The sequence below is a fragment of the Streptoalloteichus hindustanus genome, from assembly GCF_900129375.1.
In the GTDB taxonomy this organism is placed as follows: Bacteria; Actinomycetota; Actinomycetes; order Mycobacteriales; family Pseudonocardiaceae; genus Streptoalloteichus; species Streptoalloteichus hindustanus.
In genome coordinates this window covers 147,951-162,812 of the sequence record NZ_FQVN01000003.1, presented here as the reverse complement: position 1 = coordinate 162,812, position 14,862 = coordinate 147,951, and the positions used below count along the sequence as shown (strand labels likewise).

Annotated in this window: 15 protein-coding genes and 1 riboswitch; of the genes, 7 read left to right on the top strand and 8 right to left on the bottom strand. The window is 72.0% G+C overall.

Annotated elements, in window-relative coordinates; genetic code table 11:
- Nucleotides 1-132: 132 nt before the first annotated feature.
- Nucleotides 133-966, top strand: a complete 834-nt coding sequence (locus tag BUE43_RS09935; protein ID WP_073481319.1) for a class I SAM-dependent methyltransferase — start codon at nucleotides 133-135, stop codon at nucleotides 964-966.
- Between the two features lie 72 nt (nucleotides 967-1,038).
- Here the strand turns inward: BUE43_RS09935 and BUE43_RS09930 are convergent, their stop codons facing one another.
- Nucleotides 1,039-2,079: a hypothetical protein gene (locus tag BUE43_RS09930; RefSeq protein ID WP_073481317.1), complete on the bottom strand. Its 1,041-nt coding sequence runs from the start codon at nucleotides 2,077-2,079 to the stop codon at nucleotides 1,039-1,041.
- A 174-nt stretch (nucleotides 2,080-2,253) separates the two neighbouring features.
- Between BUE43_RS09930 and BUE43_RS09925 the strand changes: the two genes are divergently transcribed.
- The gene (locus BUE43_RS09925; RefSeq protein WP_073481314.1) at nucleotides 2,254-4,596 is read left to right on the top strand and encodes a chitinase C-terminal domain-containing protein; all 2,343 of its coding nucleotides are present in this window, start codon (nucleotides 2,254-2,256) and stop codon (nucleotides 4,594-4,596) included.
- A gap of 374 nt (nucleotides 4,597-4,970) precedes the next feature.
- Nucleotides 4,971-5,065, top strand: a riboswitch (glycine riboswitch).
- A gap of 161 nt (nucleotides 5,066-5,226) precedes the next feature.
- Complete coding sequence (locus BUE43_RS09920; RefSeq protein WP_073481312.1) at nucleotides 5,227-6,597, top strand: L-serine ammonia-lyase; 1,371 nt, start codon at nucleotides 5,227-5,229, stop codon at nucleotides 6,595-6,597.
- Nucleotides 6,598-6,698: 101 nt separating this feature from the next.
- Here the strand turns inward: BUE43_RS09920 and BUE43_RS09915 are convergent, their stop codons facing one another.
- A complete protein-coding gene (locus BUE43_RS09915) occupies nucleotides 6,699-7,001 on the bottom strand; it encodes a hypothetical protein (protein WP_143174075.1) in 303 nt (100 codons plus the stop codon).
- Between the two features lie 327 nt (nucleotides 7,002-7,328).
- On the opposite strand from BUE43_RS09915, the gene BUE43_RS09910 reads away from it, so the two are divergent.
- Both BUE43_RS09910 and BUE43_RS09905 read left to right on the top strand, forming a co-directional pair.
- Nucleotides 7,329-8,069, top strand: coding sequence for a TetR/AcrR family transcriptional regulator (locus BUE43_RS09910; RefSeq protein ID WP_083959539.1), 741 nt, complete (start codon nucleotides 7,329-7,331; stop codon nucleotides 8,067-8,069).
- A 64-nt stretch (nucleotides 8,070-8,133) separates the two neighbouring features.
- A complete protein-coding gene (locus BUE43_RS09905) occupies nucleotides 8,134-9,390 on the top strand; it encodes a glycosyltransferase (protein WP_073481306.1) in 1,257 nt (418 codons plus the stop codon).
- Nucleotides 9,391-9,438: 48 nt separating this feature from the next.
- Here the strand turns inward: BUE43_RS09905 and BUE43_RS35045 are convergent, their stop codons facing one another.
- From BUE43_RS35045 to BUE43_RS09875, 6 genes are all read right to left on the bottom strand, one after another.
- Nucleotides 9,439-10,194 (bottom strand): DUF742 domain-containing protein, encoded by a 756-nt coding sequence (locus BUE43_RS35045; protein WP_234995638.1) that lies wholly within the window; start codon nucleotides 10,192-10,194, stop codon nucleotides 9,439-9,441.
- 353 nt (nucleotides 10,195-10,547) lie between these two features.
- The gene (locus BUE43_RS35040; RefSeq protein WP_073481304.1) at nucleotides 10,548-11,213 is read right to left on the bottom strand and encodes a helix-turn-helix transcriptional regulator; all 666 of its coding nucleotides are present in this window, start codon (nucleotides 11,211-11,213) and stop codon (nucleotides 10,548-10,550) included.
- A gap of 176 nt (nucleotides 11,214-11,389) precedes the next feature.
- Entirely contained in the window at nucleotides 11,390-12,133 is a 744-nt protein-coding gene (locus BUE43_RS09890) for a hypothetical protein (protein WP_073481302.1), read from the bottom strand.
- Between the two features lie 51 nt (nucleotides 12,134-12,184).
- Nucleotides 12,185-12,613, bottom strand: a complete 429-nt coding sequence (locus BUE43_RS09885) for an SMI1/KNR4 family protein (protein ID WP_073481300.1) — start codon at nucleotides 12,611-12,613, stop codon at nucleotides 12,185-12,187.
- A 33-nt stretch (nucleotides 12,614-12,646) separates the two neighbouring features.
- Complete coding sequence (locus BUE43_RS09880; protein WP_073481298.1) at nucleotides 12,647-13,309, bottom strand: SanA/YdcF family protein; 663 nt, start codon at nucleotides 13,307-13,309, stop codon at nucleotides 12,647-12,649.
- A gap of 284 nt (nucleotides 13,310-13,593) precedes the next feature.
- Nucleotides 13,594-13,827 carry a DUF6480 family protein gene (locus BUE43_RS09875; protein WP_073481295.1) on the bottom strand — a complete coding sequence of 78 codons (234 nt, stop codon included), beginning with the start codon at nucleotides 13,825-13,827 and terminating at the stop codon, nucleotides 13,594-13,596.
- Nucleotides 13,828-13,919: 92 nt separating this feature from the next.
- On the opposite strand from BUE43_RS09875, the gene BUE43_RS09870 reads away from it, so the two are divergent.
- On the top strand, nucleotides 13,920-14,333 hold the full coding sequence (locus tag BUE43_RS09870) for a DUF2267 domain-containing protein (protein WP_073481293.1): 414 nt from the start codon (nucleotides 13,920-13,922) through the stop codon (nucleotides 14,331-14,333).
- A gap of 3 nt (nucleotides 14,334-14,336) precedes the next feature.
- The gene (locus tag BUE43_RS09865) at nucleotides 14,337-14,624 is read left to right on the top strand and encodes a hypothetical protein (RefSeq protein ID WP_073481291.1); all 288 of its coding nucleotides are present in this window, start codon (nucleotides 14,337-14,339) and stop codon (nucleotides 14,622-14,624) included.
- Nucleotides 14,625-14,862 lie beyond the last annotated feature (238 nt).

The window sequence follows — 14,862 nt, the reverse complement described above, 5'->3', positions numbered from 1 at the left end:
GGGGACGGGAGCGGCGCCGGCCGCCACGGCGGTCGAGCACCAGCCGCGCGGTCGACGGCCGGCGCGGGCGAGGCGGTGCGGGCGCCCCGCGCACGACCCGGGTGGGCGCCCCGCGGGGACTGGAGGCGCGCGATGGCGTCGAAGAAGGTGCGCGTCGAGCTGGGGGACGTGCAGGAGACGCTGCTGATCCCGCTCTACGGCCGGGCCGTGGAGAGCACCAAGCGGCGGCCGATCCTGCGGGACCCCAAGGCGGTCTCGATGGTGCGGGCCATCGACTACGACTTCGGCCGGTTCGCGGGCAAGCGCAGCCTGGTCGGGTCGGTGCTGCGGACCGCGTTGTTCGACGTGTGGGTGCGGCGGTTCCTGGAGGACCACCCCACGGGCACGGTCGTCGAGGTCGGCGCCGGCCTGAACACCCGGTACGAGCGGCTGGACAACGGCATGGCGCACTGGGTCGAGATCGACCTGCCCGACTCGATGGCCCTGCGCCGCCGGTTCTTCGAGGACGGCGACCGGCGGGAGATGGTCGCCGCGTCGGTGCTGGACCCGTCATGGGCCGAGGTGGTGCGGAGCCGGCCGGGCCCGTACTTCTTCGCCGTCGAGGCTGTGCTCATCTACCTCGCCAGGGACCAGGTGCGGGAGGCGCTGGGCCTGGTCGCGGGGAACTTCCCTGGCGCGCGGGTCGCCTTCGAGACCGCCGCGCGGCGGATGGTCGACACCCAGGACCAGCACGACGTGCTCGCGGACATGGCGGCGACGCTGCGGTGGGCGTGCGACGACGTGCGGGAGCTGTCCGAGTGGGACCTGGACGTGCAGGTGCTGGACAGCCGCACCATCGCCGAGCCGCCGCCCGACCTGCGCCGCCAGCTGCCCTGGGGATACCGGGTGCTGCTGCCCGTCCTGCGCAGGACCCGGCCGGAGCGGTTCGACGCCTACCCGTGCCACCTCGTCCAGCTCGGCCGCTGAACCCCGCCGCTGAACCCCGGCCACTGGTCCCCGGCCGCTGGCCCTCGACTGCTGGTCCCCGGCGGGTTCGGCTCACGGCGCGGAGCGCGCGTCGGCGCTGAGCTCGACCAGCCGGCGCAGCCGCTCGGCCTCGGCCCCGAGCACACCGAGGAGCAGCAGGTCGACGACCAGCCCGCCCAGCGCCGCGAACTCGGCGTCGGCGAACTGGAAGACCTGGGTGACCAGCAGCGACACCAGCACGGAGAGCTGGAGGGCGCGGATCGCCGCCTGGCGGTCGCGGCGCAGGCGGACCAGGCCGGCGACGATGAGCAGCGCGGAGCCGGCGCTGCCGGCGAGGACGCCGCGGAAGCCGACCAGGCTCGTGCCGTCGCCGTCCACCCGGCCCTGGACGGCCACGGCGAGCGCGCCCAGCGCCTGCACGACCAGCAACGCCACCACGGCCAAGCGCACGGCGCGGCGCGCGGCGAGCCGCGTGAACGCGCGCCGCAGGGCGTGTTTGGCGGCCAGCACGGGGGCGGGCAGCTCGACGGCGTCGGGCGAGCACCGGGCGACCAGCGCGCCGGCCTCCGCGACGCCCGGCACGGCCCCGGCCTGGCGGAGCTGCCCCTCGGCCTCGGCGCGCCGCCGGGGCGACAGCCCGCCCGCGACCCCCTCCACGGCGTGGTCGACCGCGTTCGCGAGGTGTTCCCTCGGGTCGAGCGGGCGCTTCTTGTGCAGGGTGTGCACCGCGAGCACCAGCAGGGTGAACACCACGTACATGATCGAGGCCGCCGGCCGGAAGAAGTAGTCGTTGTCCCGGGTGACGAACTTGCCGACCTCGTCGATGAACAGGCCGAAGCCGACGCCGCCGAGCACCGCGGCCGCCGGTCGCACGACCGGGCCGACGTAGGAGAGCAGCAGGAACAACGCCACCAGCATGAGCAGGCCGCCGGGCAGCACGTGCGCGATGTGCAGGGTGCGGCCGCCGATCTGCGGGTAGTTGGTCAGCGCGAGGTAGCCGCGGGTGGCGAGCACGGTGGTCACCCCGGAGACCACGAAGGTGTCCAGGTGGGTCGCCGCGTGCGCGTTGCGCACCAGGCCCAGTCGGAGCAGTCGTGAGGAGCGCCCGGCCATGCGCCCCACGGTAGTCCGCCGTTCACCCGCCAGCCCCTCGCTGGTTTAGACCTATTGACACGAAGGTCTAGACCTCTTTACGGTCGCGGCACCGTCGCGCCGTGACTGGGGTCACCCCCCCGCCCGGCACGGCGGTCTTCCCCTGCTGGATCTCCTGGACGGGAGGTCACCCCTGTGGCCAGACGAACACTGCCCTTGTTAGCGCTGCTCGGCCTGTTGGCCGGGTTGCTGGTGGTGGGCACCACCGGGCGGTCGGAGGCCGCCGACCACGAACAGTGTCGCCCCGACGGGCTGCACCGCACCCCGGGCGTCACCGCGCCCTACTGCCAGATCTACGACAGCGAGGGCCGCGAGAAGATGCGGACGGCCCGCCGCGTGATCGGGTACTTCACGAGCTGGCGGACCGGCAAGAACGGCCAGCCGGCCTACCTCGCCAACAACATCCCCTGGGACAAGCTCACCCACATCAACTACGCCTTCGCGCACGTCGACGGCGGTAACAAGATCTCGGTGGGCGGGGCGGGCGCGGACAACCCCGCGACCGGGATGGAGTGGCCCGGCGTGCCGGGCGCGGAGATGGACCCCGCCCTCCCCTACAAGGGCCACTTCAACCTGCTCAACAAGTTCAAGAAGAAGCACCCCGACGTCAAGACGCTCGTCTCGGTCGGTGGCTGGGCGGAGACCGGCGGCTACCTCGACGACTCGGGCAAGCGGGTCGACAGCGGCGGCTTCTACAGCATGACCACCAACGCCGACAACAGCGTCAACACCGCGGGCATCAACACCTTCGCCGACTCCGTGGTGGAGTTCCTGCGCACCTACGGCTTCAACGGCGTCGACATCGACTACGAGTACCCGACGTCGATGAAGGACGCCGGCAACCCGCTCGACTGGAGCCTGGCCAACGGCCGGCGCGGCAGCCTCATGCGGGGCTACGTCGAGCTGATGAAGACGCTGCGGGAGAAGCTCGACGCCGCCAGCGCGGCCGACGGCCGGTACTACATGCTCACCGTGGCGGCCCCGTCCTCGGGCTACCTGCTGCGCGGCATGGAGCACTTCCAGGTCTTCCAGTACCTGGACTACATCAACCTGATGACCTACGACCTGCACGGGGCGTGGAACGAGTTCGTGGGTCCCAACGCCGCGCTGTACGACGACGGCAAGGACGCCGAGCTCATCCGGTGGAACTACTACAACACCCCGCAGTACGGCGGCCTCGGCTACCTGAACACCGACTGGTCGGTGCACTACTTCCGCGGCGGCGTGCAGGCGGGTCGGATCAACATCGGCCTGCCCTACTACACGCGGGGTTGGCGCAACGTCAACGGCGGCACGAACGGCCTGTGGGGCAAGTCGGTCGGCAACACCGCCAACTGCCCGCAGGGCCTCACCTCCTGCGGTGACGGCGCGCGCGGCATCGACAACATCTGGCACGACCTCGAGAAGGGCAAGGAGGTCGGCGCCGGGTCGAACCCGATGTGGCACGCCAAGAACCTGGAGAAGGGCATCCCGGGCAGCTACCTCAAGGCCTACGGCCTGGACCCGGAGAAGGACCCCGAGGACAAGCTGACCGGCAGCTACACCCGGCACTACGACAACACGCTCGTCGCCCCGTGGCTGTGGAACAACGACAAGAAGGTGTTCCTGTCCACCGAGGACGAGCAGTCGGTGGCGGCCAAGGCGAAGTACGTCGTGGACAAGGGCCTCGGCGGCGTCATGTTCTGGGAGCTGGCCGGTGACTACGCGTGGGACGACTCCCGCAAGGAGTACGGCATGGGGACCACGCTGACGTCGGCCTTCCACGACGCCTTCAAGTCGGCGTCCCCCTACGGCGCGAGCCGGTCGAACCAGAAGACGCCGGCCGAGGCGCTGGACGTGCGGTTCGAGCTCACCGGCTTCGCCCTCGGCGACAGCAACTACCCGATCAGCCCGAAGCTGCGGATCACCAACAAGTCGCAGACGACGCTGCCCGGCGGCACCGAGATCCAGTTCGACTACCCGACCGCGGCGCCGAACAACATGGTCCAGCAGTCGGGGTGGAGCCTGTCGGTGATCCGGAGCGACCACACGGGGCCGAACGTCGGCGGGATCAAGGGCGACTTCCACCGGGTGTCGCTGAAGTTCCCGAGCTGGCAGACCCTGGCTCCGGGGCAGACCGCGGAGGTGCAGCTCACCTACTACCTGCCGATCTCGGGCCCGGCGAACTACACGCTGAGCTTCGGCGGCAAGACCTACGCGAGCACGCAGGACCAGGGCCGGGGCGTCGGCGGGCCGAACCCGACCAGCTCCAGCTCGTCGTCCACGACCACCACGACGACGACCACCACCACGACCACGACGACCACGACCACGCCGCCGGTGTGCAACGCGCCGGCGTGGGACCGGGCGAAGGCCTACAACGGCGGCGAGACCGTGTCGCACAAGGGCCGCAAGTGGCGGGCGAAGTGGTGGACGCAGGGTGACGAGCCCGGCACCACCGGTCAGTGGGGCGTCTGGAGCGACGCCGGCGCCTGCTGAACCACCCTCCGGTTCGTTCTCCGCGGAGCCGTCGTGCCTTCCCGGCACGGCGGCTCCGTCGCGTTCCTGTCGGCGTGTCGCGCCTCACAGGCCGATCTCCCGCCCAGACGACCTCCTCGGCCGTCGGTGAACGCCGGATGTCTCCCCGTGTCACGCGGAGTGGACGAAGGAAGGCCGCGGCGTTGTTCGCGGCGGTGGTGGGCTTCGACGCCGCTGGCGCGGCTCTCCGGGGCGTCGTCGAGCGGGGGCGCGCGGCGACCCGCGCGAGCTCAGTTGATCTTCGTTGCCGGGCGCCGAGCGGGCGGATGTATGACGAACGCGGGGTTGCCTCGTAGGCTGTGCCCAGACACAGCACAAACGAACACATCGCCGCTGGAACCCGAGCGGGAGAGACCCCGACGACGTGGCGGGGCGCCGAAGGAGCAACCACTCCCCGGAAACTCTCAGGCACCCCAACCGCCCGGGCGAGGCGAACTCTGGAAAGCAGACGGCACGGGCCGTCTCACCCACGGTGCAAGTCGCGCGGTCGTGCGGCGAAGCTCACAGGTACTCCGACAGAGCGGGGAGACCGGGGCTGGCTGGACGACCGACCAGTCAGCCGATTCCCGCTTTGGCCGACAGGAGCACACCGTGATCAGTGTCTTCGATCTGTTCAAGATCGGCATCGGGCCGTCCAGCTCGCACACCGTCGGGCCGATGAAGGCCGCCGCGACCTTCGTCGCCGGCCTGGCCGCCGACGGCCGGCTGGGCGAGGTGCGGCGGGTGCACGCCGAGCTCTTCGGCTCGCTCGGCGCCACCGGCCACGGTCACGGCAGCGACCGCGCCGTGCTGCTCGGCCTGCAGGGCGAGGACCCGGAGACCGTCGACACCGAGACCGTCGACGAGCGGGTCGCGCTGGCGCGCTCGACCCGCCGGCTGCCGCTCGCCGGCCACCACGAGATCGACTTCGACCCGGACCGCGACCTGGTGCTGCACCGGCGCAAGTCGCTGCCCTTCCACCCGAACGGGATGCGCTTCGCCGCCTTCGACGCCGACGGCACCGAGCTCCGGGCCCGCACCTACTACTCCGTCGGCGGCGGGTTCGTCGTCGACGAGAGCGCGACCGGCGCCGACCGGATCAAGGAGGACGACACCCCCGTCCGGTACCCGTTCCGCACCGCCGTGGAACTGCTTGAGCGCACCCGGGCGACCGGCGACCCGATCAGCCGGATCATGCTCGCCAACGAGCTGTCCTGGCGGAGCGAGGACGAGGTGCGCTCCGGCCTGCTGCGCATCTGGGGCGTCATGCAGGACTGCGTGAACCGCGGCTGCGAGAAGGAGGGCGTGCTGCCCGGCGGGCTGAAGGTCCGGCGGCGCGCCGCCGAGTTGCACCGCGGGCTCACCAGCGAGCACTACACCACCGACCCGCTGCGCGTCATGGACTGGGTGTCGCTGTTCGCCCTCGCCGTCAACGAGGAGAACGCGGCCGGCGGCCGGGTGGTGACCGCCCCGACCAACGGCGCGGCCGGGATCGTGCCGGCGGTCCTGCACTACTACCACCGCTTCGTGCCCGGCGCGAACGACGACGGCATCGTGCGGTTCCTCCTCACCGCCGGCGCGATCGGCGTCCTGTTCAAGGAGAACGCCTCGATCTCCGGCGCCGAGGTCGGCTGCCAGGGCGAGGTCGGCTCGGCCTGCTCCATGGCCGCCGCCGGCCTGGCCGAGGTCCTGGGCGGCACCCCGGAGCAGGTCGAGAACGCCGCCGAGATCGCCATGGAGCACAACCTCGGCCTCACCTGCGACCCGGTCGGCGGCCTCGTGCAGATCCCCTGCATCGAGCGCAACGCCGTGGCCTCGATCAAGGCCATCACCGCGGCCCGCATGGCGCTGCGCGGCGACGGCAACCACTTCGTCTCCCTCGACAAGGTCATCAAGACCATGCGCGAGACCGGCGCCGACATGAAGGTCAAGTACAAGGAAACGGCCCGGGGCGGCCTCGCCGTCAACGTCATCGAGTGCTGACACCCCGCTGACCAGGCCCCGGGCGGCTGGCTCGGGACCCCGGCCCCGCGCGAGCCGCGCAGACCTCCTGGAACGAGGTGTGCGGCCCGCGCGGGGGACGGTCAGCTGTCGCTGAGATCCATCGGCAGGGTGCTCTCGTTGGCTCGCATCACCGCCAGCGCCTCGGCGGAGCGGTTGACCACTTCCTCCCACCGCGGATCGGCCAGGTACACCTCGTCCGGCTCGTCCCCGAGCTCGTCGACCAACAGGCCGAACACCTCACCCAGCCGCCGCAGCGGCACGACCTCGTCGGGATGCGGCAGTTCGCGGCGGACCCAGACCCGCTCCTGGTGCTCCCGGTCGGCCAGCGACTCGACCGCCGACAGCACCTGAAGCCGAACGCCGGGGTACCTGGCCTGTCTCACGGGCGGTTCCACTCTCTCCACCTGAGCCATTCCGAGAGCGGAATGTGCGTCTCGGTCGGCTGGTCGTTCACCTTGGTCCCCGGGGGGAACACCTTCCCACCGCGACCAATGGTCCTTCCGTTCTCGGTCACGATCGAGGACGCCCTCTACGAGTGGAAGGGGCACTACTCGCCCGGGACCGGGATCCAGATCGACGATCCGGGTGGGCCGGGTGCTGCCTGACGTGCGCCCCCGCTGAGAGCGGGCGCCTGGGATGGATGTCGTCCGGCTTAAGTAAACGATGTTTGGGGGATTGAACGATGTTTGGTTAGCGGGTAGGTTGGTGGTGTGGTGGGGCGGAGGAACGGGCGGGAGTCCTGGTCGGTGTGGTTGCGCCCGGAGCGGCAGGGGCGGGACCGGCAGTTGAGCCGGGGGCGGATCGTGCGGGCCGCCGTCGAGTTGTTGGACGGCGAGGGGCACGAGGGCCTGTCGATGCGTCGGGTGGCCGACCGGCTCGGGGTGACGCCGGGTTCGCTGTACTGGCACGTGAAGACGAAGGACGAGATGGTCGAGTTCGCGCTCGACGCGGTGCTCGGCGAGGTGGATATCGAGGCCGCGGAGCGCATGGCGGACTGGCGAGAGGCGTTGCTGACCGCCGCGCAGGCCCATCGGGCGGTGATGCTGCGCCACCGCTGGATGATTCCGTTGTTGAGCACCGGCCGGACGCTGGGGCCGAACGCCCTGCGGGCCGCGGAGCACACGATGCGCGTCCTCACGCGCGCCGGCTTCGCCCAGGCCGTGCTCGATCCCGCGATGAGCGCGCTCAACCAGCTCGTCGTCGGCGCGGTCGTGTTCGAGGCGGCCTGGCGGGACGGCGTGGCGGCGGACGAGGCCGGGGACGCGGAGTGGCGGGCGGGGGCGGCCGAGTACGCGCGCAGGATCGCCGAGCGGTACCCGCTGCTGACCGCCGCGCGGTTCGCCGTCGACCCGCCGGACCGGGAGGACGTGTGGGCGGCGCGGTTCGACTTCGCGTTCGGCTGTCTGCTGGACGGCATGGAGGCGTACCGGAGCGCGCCCGGGTCTCGGTGACGAGCCGCGCCGGGAACAAAGATTCGTTGACTGGCAAGGAAGACATTCTCACGAAGGAGGTTCGATGAGCAGGGTCGTGATCCTGACCGCCGGCAGCCACGGTGACGTGGCGCCGTACGTGGGATTGGGCGTGGAGTTACGGGCCGCCGGCCACCACGTCACCATCGCGGTGTCAGAGCGGTTCCACGAGTTGGTCACCGGGGCGGGACTGGCATGTCATTCCCTCCCTGACCTGGATGTCCAGGACAAGGTGGTGTCCGAGACGGCCGACGCCGCCAACAACACCGGCGCCAAGGCCGCCTTCGCGCTCATCCGGCTCGGGGTCGAGGTCTTCCGGCGGCAGCTGCCGGAGATGGTCGAGGCGGTGCGGCAGGCCGACGTGCTCCTGTGCTCGCACCCGACTGTCCTCTTCGGACGGCAGATCGCGGAGGCGGCGAGGATTCCCTGTGCGGTGCTGCCGCTGCAACCGGGGGAGCCATCCAGGTATCTCGGCCCGATGGTGCTGGGCGGGCGGAATCTGGGGCCGGCGCTGAACGTCGCCGTGGCGAAGATGGTCGCGCGCGGCGGATACCGGATGTTCGCGGGAGTCGTTCGCGACCTGCGAGCCCGAGTCGGACTGCCCCCGTTGTCGCCCTCCGCCGTCCGCCGCCGCTACGAGGCCATCCCGCTCCGGTCACTGCACGGGGTCAGCCCGGTCGTGGTTCCCCGGCCGGCCGACTGGCCGGAGACGACGGAGATGGTCGGCTACTGGTGGCCGCCGCGCCCCGCGGGCTGGGAGCCCCCGGCCGAGCTGGTCGACTTCCTCGCCGCCGGCCCACCCCCGGTCTACGTCGGCTTCGGCAGCATGGGCGCGAACCGGCGAGCGCAACTGGAGACCGTGGTCCGGGAAGCCCTTGCGCAGAGCGGACTTCGGGCGATCGTGCACCGGGGCTGGGCGGAACTCGCCGTGGAGGGCGACGACATCCTGCCCGTCGACCACGTGCCGCACGACTGGCTCTTCCCGCGCGTGTCCGCGGTCGTCCACCACGCGGGCGCCGGCACCACCGCGGCGGGCCTGCGTGCCGGGGTTCCGGCCGTGCCCGTGCCGTTGGCCCACGACCAGCCGTTCTGGGCCAACCGGCTGGTCGCTCTCGGCGTGGCCCCGTGCGCGTTGCCCACCAAGCAGTTGACGGGGGAACGACTCGCCGGCGCTCTCGCCACCGCCGTCGGCGATCCGCTCTTCCGGGAGCGTGCCGCCGACATCGCACGCCGCTTGGAGCAGGAGAACGGCGCGACGCGCGTTCTCGAGGTCATCGAGAAGCTCGTGGCCCGCGAGGGCTGACACCGGGAAACCGGCGCCTGCCCGCGAAGTCCGCTGCGCGGAGCCGGTCTACAGCCGGCGAAGGCCGTGGAGCACCCGTTCCATCAGCGCGAGGTCCGGGGTTCCGTCCCTGGTGGCCGCCCGGTGCACGACGATGCTGCCCGCGAGGGCCATGTCCGCCAGCAGGACGCGGGCGACGCCCAACGGGATCGACAGCGAGGCCGCGACCTCGGCGACGGACCGGGGACGCGCGCAGAGCGCGGCCACCCGCCGGATCTCCGCGCTCGTCAGCTCCTCGTCCCAGGACACCGCGTTGTCGTTGGTGGACACCAGGGTTTCCAGCGCCAGGTTGTACTGGGGCGCGGTCCGGCCGCCGGTCCACGTGTACGGGCGGACCAGCGTCCGCAGCGTCTCCTGTTCCTCGACCGGGTCGTCGTCGACGCGCCGCGCGTCGTCGCGCGGGTCCTGGGTCGCCCGGTGGGGCGCGTTCTCCTGGGGGCCTGTGAGGTCCTCGTGCCAGCGCCGGCGCAGGGACGACGACCCGAACCGCGCGCCGGTCAGGCCGACGAACGGGTCGTCGGCGGCCGCGGCCGCGGCGACCTCGGCGCCGAGGGGCTCGTCGTGGACCGGACGGCGTGCCGACGGGGGACCGAACCGGGCGCCGGTGGTCCCGACGGTCGTTGGGGCGGACGGGCGGCGTTGGCTCCGCAGGGACCACCGCGACCGTCTCCGACCGCCGTCGTCTCCGGCGCTGTCGGGATCGGACGTCTGTTCGGTCGGGCCGAGCGGACCGGCCGGGGGGTAGGGATCATCGGGGACGGTCACCGGGCATCACCATCAAGATCTCGCCAGGAACGTCGTCGAACTCGTCGAGCCGCACGTCACACTAGTCCCGGAAAAACCTGACGAGGGGTCGAAATACGTGGATCGTATATTTGTTTCCGGATGGCCGGCGGCATGAGCTGTGCTTTCGGCCGCTGGTGCGCCGATTGAGTGAGGAAAGGACAACCCCGACGGAGTAGTCGGTGGAGCGACGGGAGCGCGCCCGGTCGGGCTAACGCGATAAGCCGGCGGAACGAGGCCGGACGTGACAGAACGCCGTCGGCCGCGTTTTCCTTTCCTGCTGGGAATTCACCAACCGGCGCCGGTCGTCGTGAATGTCCGGTCGGGCGGGCCGGTCAGATCCAGCCGCGCCGCGCCGCCTCCGCGCCCGCCTGGAAACGGCTGCTCGTGCCGAGCCGGGCCATCAGCCGCGCCACGTGCCGGCGGAAGGTGCGCTCCGACATGTTCAGCCGGCGGGCCGCGGTCTCGTCGGTGACGCCGAGGCCGAGCATCCGGAGCACCCGGTGCTCCACCGCCGAGGGGGGTGGCTCGTCGTCGTCCGGCGACCGGCCGGTCTCCCACAGGGCCCGGGCCAACGCCTCCAGGCCGCGCACGACGATCGGGTCCTCCACGATCCGCACCCCCGAGGCCGGTCGGCGGCCGTCCACCGCGATGAGGGCCGTCGACTGGTCGAACACCATGAGCGACTGCGGCGGGGTGTCGGAGGTCCGGACCTGCACGCCCGAGGCGACCAGGTCGTGGAGCTGGTCCCGGACCGACTGCTGGGCCAGCCAGGCGGGCGAGCACAGCAGCCACACCTCGATCCGGCGTTCCCGACGGGTGGCCAGGGCGCGGCGGAGCTGGGCGAGGAGCGCGTGCGCCGGCTGCGGTCCGGTGAGGACGGCGAGCACCCGGCACCGGGTCGTCGCGCGGAGCCGGTGGAGCAGGGAGTTCAGCTCGTCGCTGTCCGTCATGGTCTGGCCGCCGGTGGGGGTGACCTGGGCGGCGGGGGGAGCGCCCATCGGGACCTCCTTGTTGGCGGTGGTGGGGTGAGCGGCCCGCGCGCTACCCGCGTGAGTGTCGCTCAACCTGGTACGCGGCATGGGCAGATCCGGTTCCGTCCGATCCCCGGAACCCACGGATCGGGTGATCATCGAGGGATCGGACGCCGCAGACCCGGGGCCCGGTTCCCTCGGTGTCAGCCGCCCAGTCCCAGCCGCGCGACCCGGCCCGCCTCGCCGTCCGCCCAACAGGCCCCGTCGGGGGTGCGGTCGACGGTGATCGCCGCCGGCCCCGCGTGCGGCAGCCACGCCATCACCGAGCGGGAACTGGGGGGACCGGCCACGGGCTCGCGCCAGCCGTCGCCGCCGTCGCCGCCGTCGCCGTCGGAGGTGCGCGCCGCGACCCGGGCGGAGGCCGTGGGCGCGGTGAAGGCACCCCGCACGATCACGCCGGGAAGGAGGGCGCGGAACGCCACGGCGTTCCCGCCCGCGCTCGGACCGCTCGTCAGCGAGGTGTCGGGCGCGCGCCACGTCAGCCCGCCGGCGGTGAACGCGCCCTCCTCGGCGATCGCGGCGGCCGCCCCGTCGACCGGCAGTGACCGCCAGCTCCGTTCACCGTCCTCAGTGGACACAACGTGGAGCTGGTCGTCGACCGGGTCGCCGAGCACGAGACCGCGCCGCCGGTCGGCGGAGCTCACGCCGTCGTCGGTGGTGGACGCCTCGCCCGGGCCGATCGCCGGGACGACCGCGTGGTCGACGTCGAACGCCTCGACGTGGTGGAACTGGAGGTCGGCGGCGGACAGTCCGCGCGGCCGGGCCGAGACGCCGGTCGGGGTGGGTCGCCACGAGAGCACCTCGGTCGCCGGCGGGGCGGCGACGGCGGAAGCGGGGGCCCAGGACCCCAGGACGACAGCGAGCACTCCGGCGGCGAGGAGCTTCATGCGCCGGGACGCTAATCAGCGGACGGGGGCCGGGATACCGCCGCTCGGTCCTCAGACGTTGAGCTTCCCGGTGCACCAGCCGAGCAGGAACCGCTCCAGCGAGCTGGCGAGCATGCTGCGGCTGTCGGTCTCGTGGTCCCACACGAAGATGTCCCGCCGGCCGTCGCGCAGCACGAAGGCGAACAGGTCGCCGTTGCCCGCGTCGGCGAAGAACAGCAGCGGGTCGAACGGCATGTAGAGGGTGCGGAGGAGGTCGTCGCCCCGCAGGTGGAGGTTCTCCTCGACGATCCGGTGCAGCGGCCACACGATGCTGTCCACGTCGTACTCGTCGCCGATGCCGTTGGTCTCGCTCAGCAGCGACACCAGGTCCTCGGGCAGCGGATGTCCGAGGACGCGCTCGGCAGCCGTCATCTCCTCCGGGTCAGCTGGCGGGAGGAACCGAACGTCGTCCACCGCCTCATCGAGCAGGCTCCGCCACACGGATGACACACTATCGGACGATTTTCCGCGGGGTCACTTCTGGAGCGCGGTGTCCAAGGTGGACTCGCGGGGACCGAGGAACCGGGGGTCGCGGTTGACGAGCACCCCGTCCCAGAAAGCCTTGCTGCTGGCGACGAACTCCCGGAACTCGCCGTAGGCCGTGGTGGTGCGGCTGATCACGGACGAGTCGTGCCCGACGCCGTCGGTGTCCACACCGGCCTCGCGGCACAACGTGACCGCGCGGGGCAGGTGGAACTGCTGGGTGACCACGATCGCGCGATCGACCCCGAAGATCTTCTTCGCCCGGACGCACGAGTCCCAGGTGTCGAAGCCCGCGTAGTCGGCGACCACGGCCCGCTCGGGGACGCCGTGCCGGGCCAGGTACCGGCGCATGGCGGTCGGCTCGTCGTAGTCGGAGCGGCTGTTGTCGCCGCTGACCAACACCGCCCGGACCTTGCCACGCGCGTAGAGCTCGGCCGCGACGTCGAGGCGGCCGGCCAGGAAGGGCGAGGGCTCGCCGCCGAAGAGCCCGGCGCCCAGCACCAGGGCGACCGGCGCGTCGGGCACCGAGTCGACGTCGCGAAGGTGGGGCGACGCGCTGAGCCGGACCCACGCGGCGGGCACCGCGAGCAGAATGCTGAGGACTCCGGCGCCGACGGCCGCCCGGAGCAACCAGACCCGCCACCTGTCCCGCATGTCGCCCCCCGTTGTGCCCGACGCTGTTGTGTCCGCTGCCCCCGCGCTCACTCGAAAGAGTGACGCGGTGGGGTTGGTCGGGGTTGCCTCCCGGGGCGGGTGGCTTCGTCGGCCTTCCTCGTCTGTCCACTTCGCACTGGTGTGGCGTGGCCGGCGATTCACCGATGGGGGCTGGGAGGTTCTGCGAGGTTCTGCGGGGTGCGGGCGTTGTGGGGGAGCGGGCGCGGGCGGACGTCCTCGTGCCGCCCGCCGGACGCGCCGGTGGGGCGGGGCGGCGTTGGCCGTCAGATGACGGTGATCATCCGCACGACGACCACGATGATCACCGCCAGCACGGCGAGCGTGACGATGATGGCCAGCGCGATGGTGACCGCGTTGCCCCAGCGGGGTGGGGTCGGCTCGCGGTGGGACAGCCCGTGGGTGCTGCTCTCCCCGGGTGGGGTGTCCCCCGGCCGGACCCCGCCGCCCGGCTCCAGGCCGGGTGTGTTGTTCGGATCGGGATCGGGCGAAGTGGTCATACCCGGGGGTACCCGGCCGGCGGGCCCGCATTCGCGGTGTGCGCCCTCCCCGATGGGGGTAGGCCGGGGGGGACACCCGGAAGGAGGGCGGAATGCGGCACGACGAGTTCATCGGCCAGGTGCAGAACCGCGCTCGGCTCGGGAGCCGGGGCGCGGCGGAGCGGGTCACCAGGGCGGCGCTGGAGACGCTGGGCGAGCGCATCCCGGAGGGGCTCTGCGAGTCGGTGGCCGGGCAGCTCCCCCAGGAGATCGCCGAGCACCTGCGCCGGACCGAGGTCTTCGGCGGGCAGGGCACCGGCGAGCGGTTCGATCTCGACGAGTTCCTGAACCGGGTCGTGCGGCGCAGCGGGGAGGACCGTCCCCAGGCGGCGTTCCACACCCGCGTGGTCATGGAGGTGGTGGGCGAGGCGACCGGTCCGACCGTGATGAGCAAGCTGGGCGACTCGCTGCCGGACGACCTGCGCAGGCTGGTCACTTCGGGCAGCCAGGGCGAGATGGGAGCGTGAGACGTGCGTCAGACGATCGAGGTGTTGCCGATGGGGCCGCACGAGTTCGCGGCGACTGTCGGCGAGGGCCAGGAGATCACCCACCACCGGGTGACGGTCGCCGAGCAGGTGCTCGCCGACCTCCAGATCCCGGAGGTCGACGAACGCCACCTGGTCGAGGAGACGATCGGGTACCTGCTGGACCGGGAGCCGGGCACGGCCCTGTCGCACGACATCGACACCGACCAGCTCTACCGGGCGGACGACAGCTACCTCACCGAGCTCCGCGACCGACTTCTCGGGCGGGGCTGAGCTCGCGGCGGGCTGACGCGGCAGGCGTGACGACGCGCGCATCCGGGTCTTTCCCGGGTGTGGCGCGTTCGCGCGTACGCCGATGTCCGCTGCGAGCTGCTCGGGGGCGTCGAGCCATCGACTGTCGGGCGGTCCTGCTTGGATTTGTCTTCCTCGCCCCGCGCGCGTACGCCTGAGGAAGTGCCGTCCCACTTCGGGTGATCTATCGGCCTTCAGCCCCTGGCGCCGGCGTTTTTGT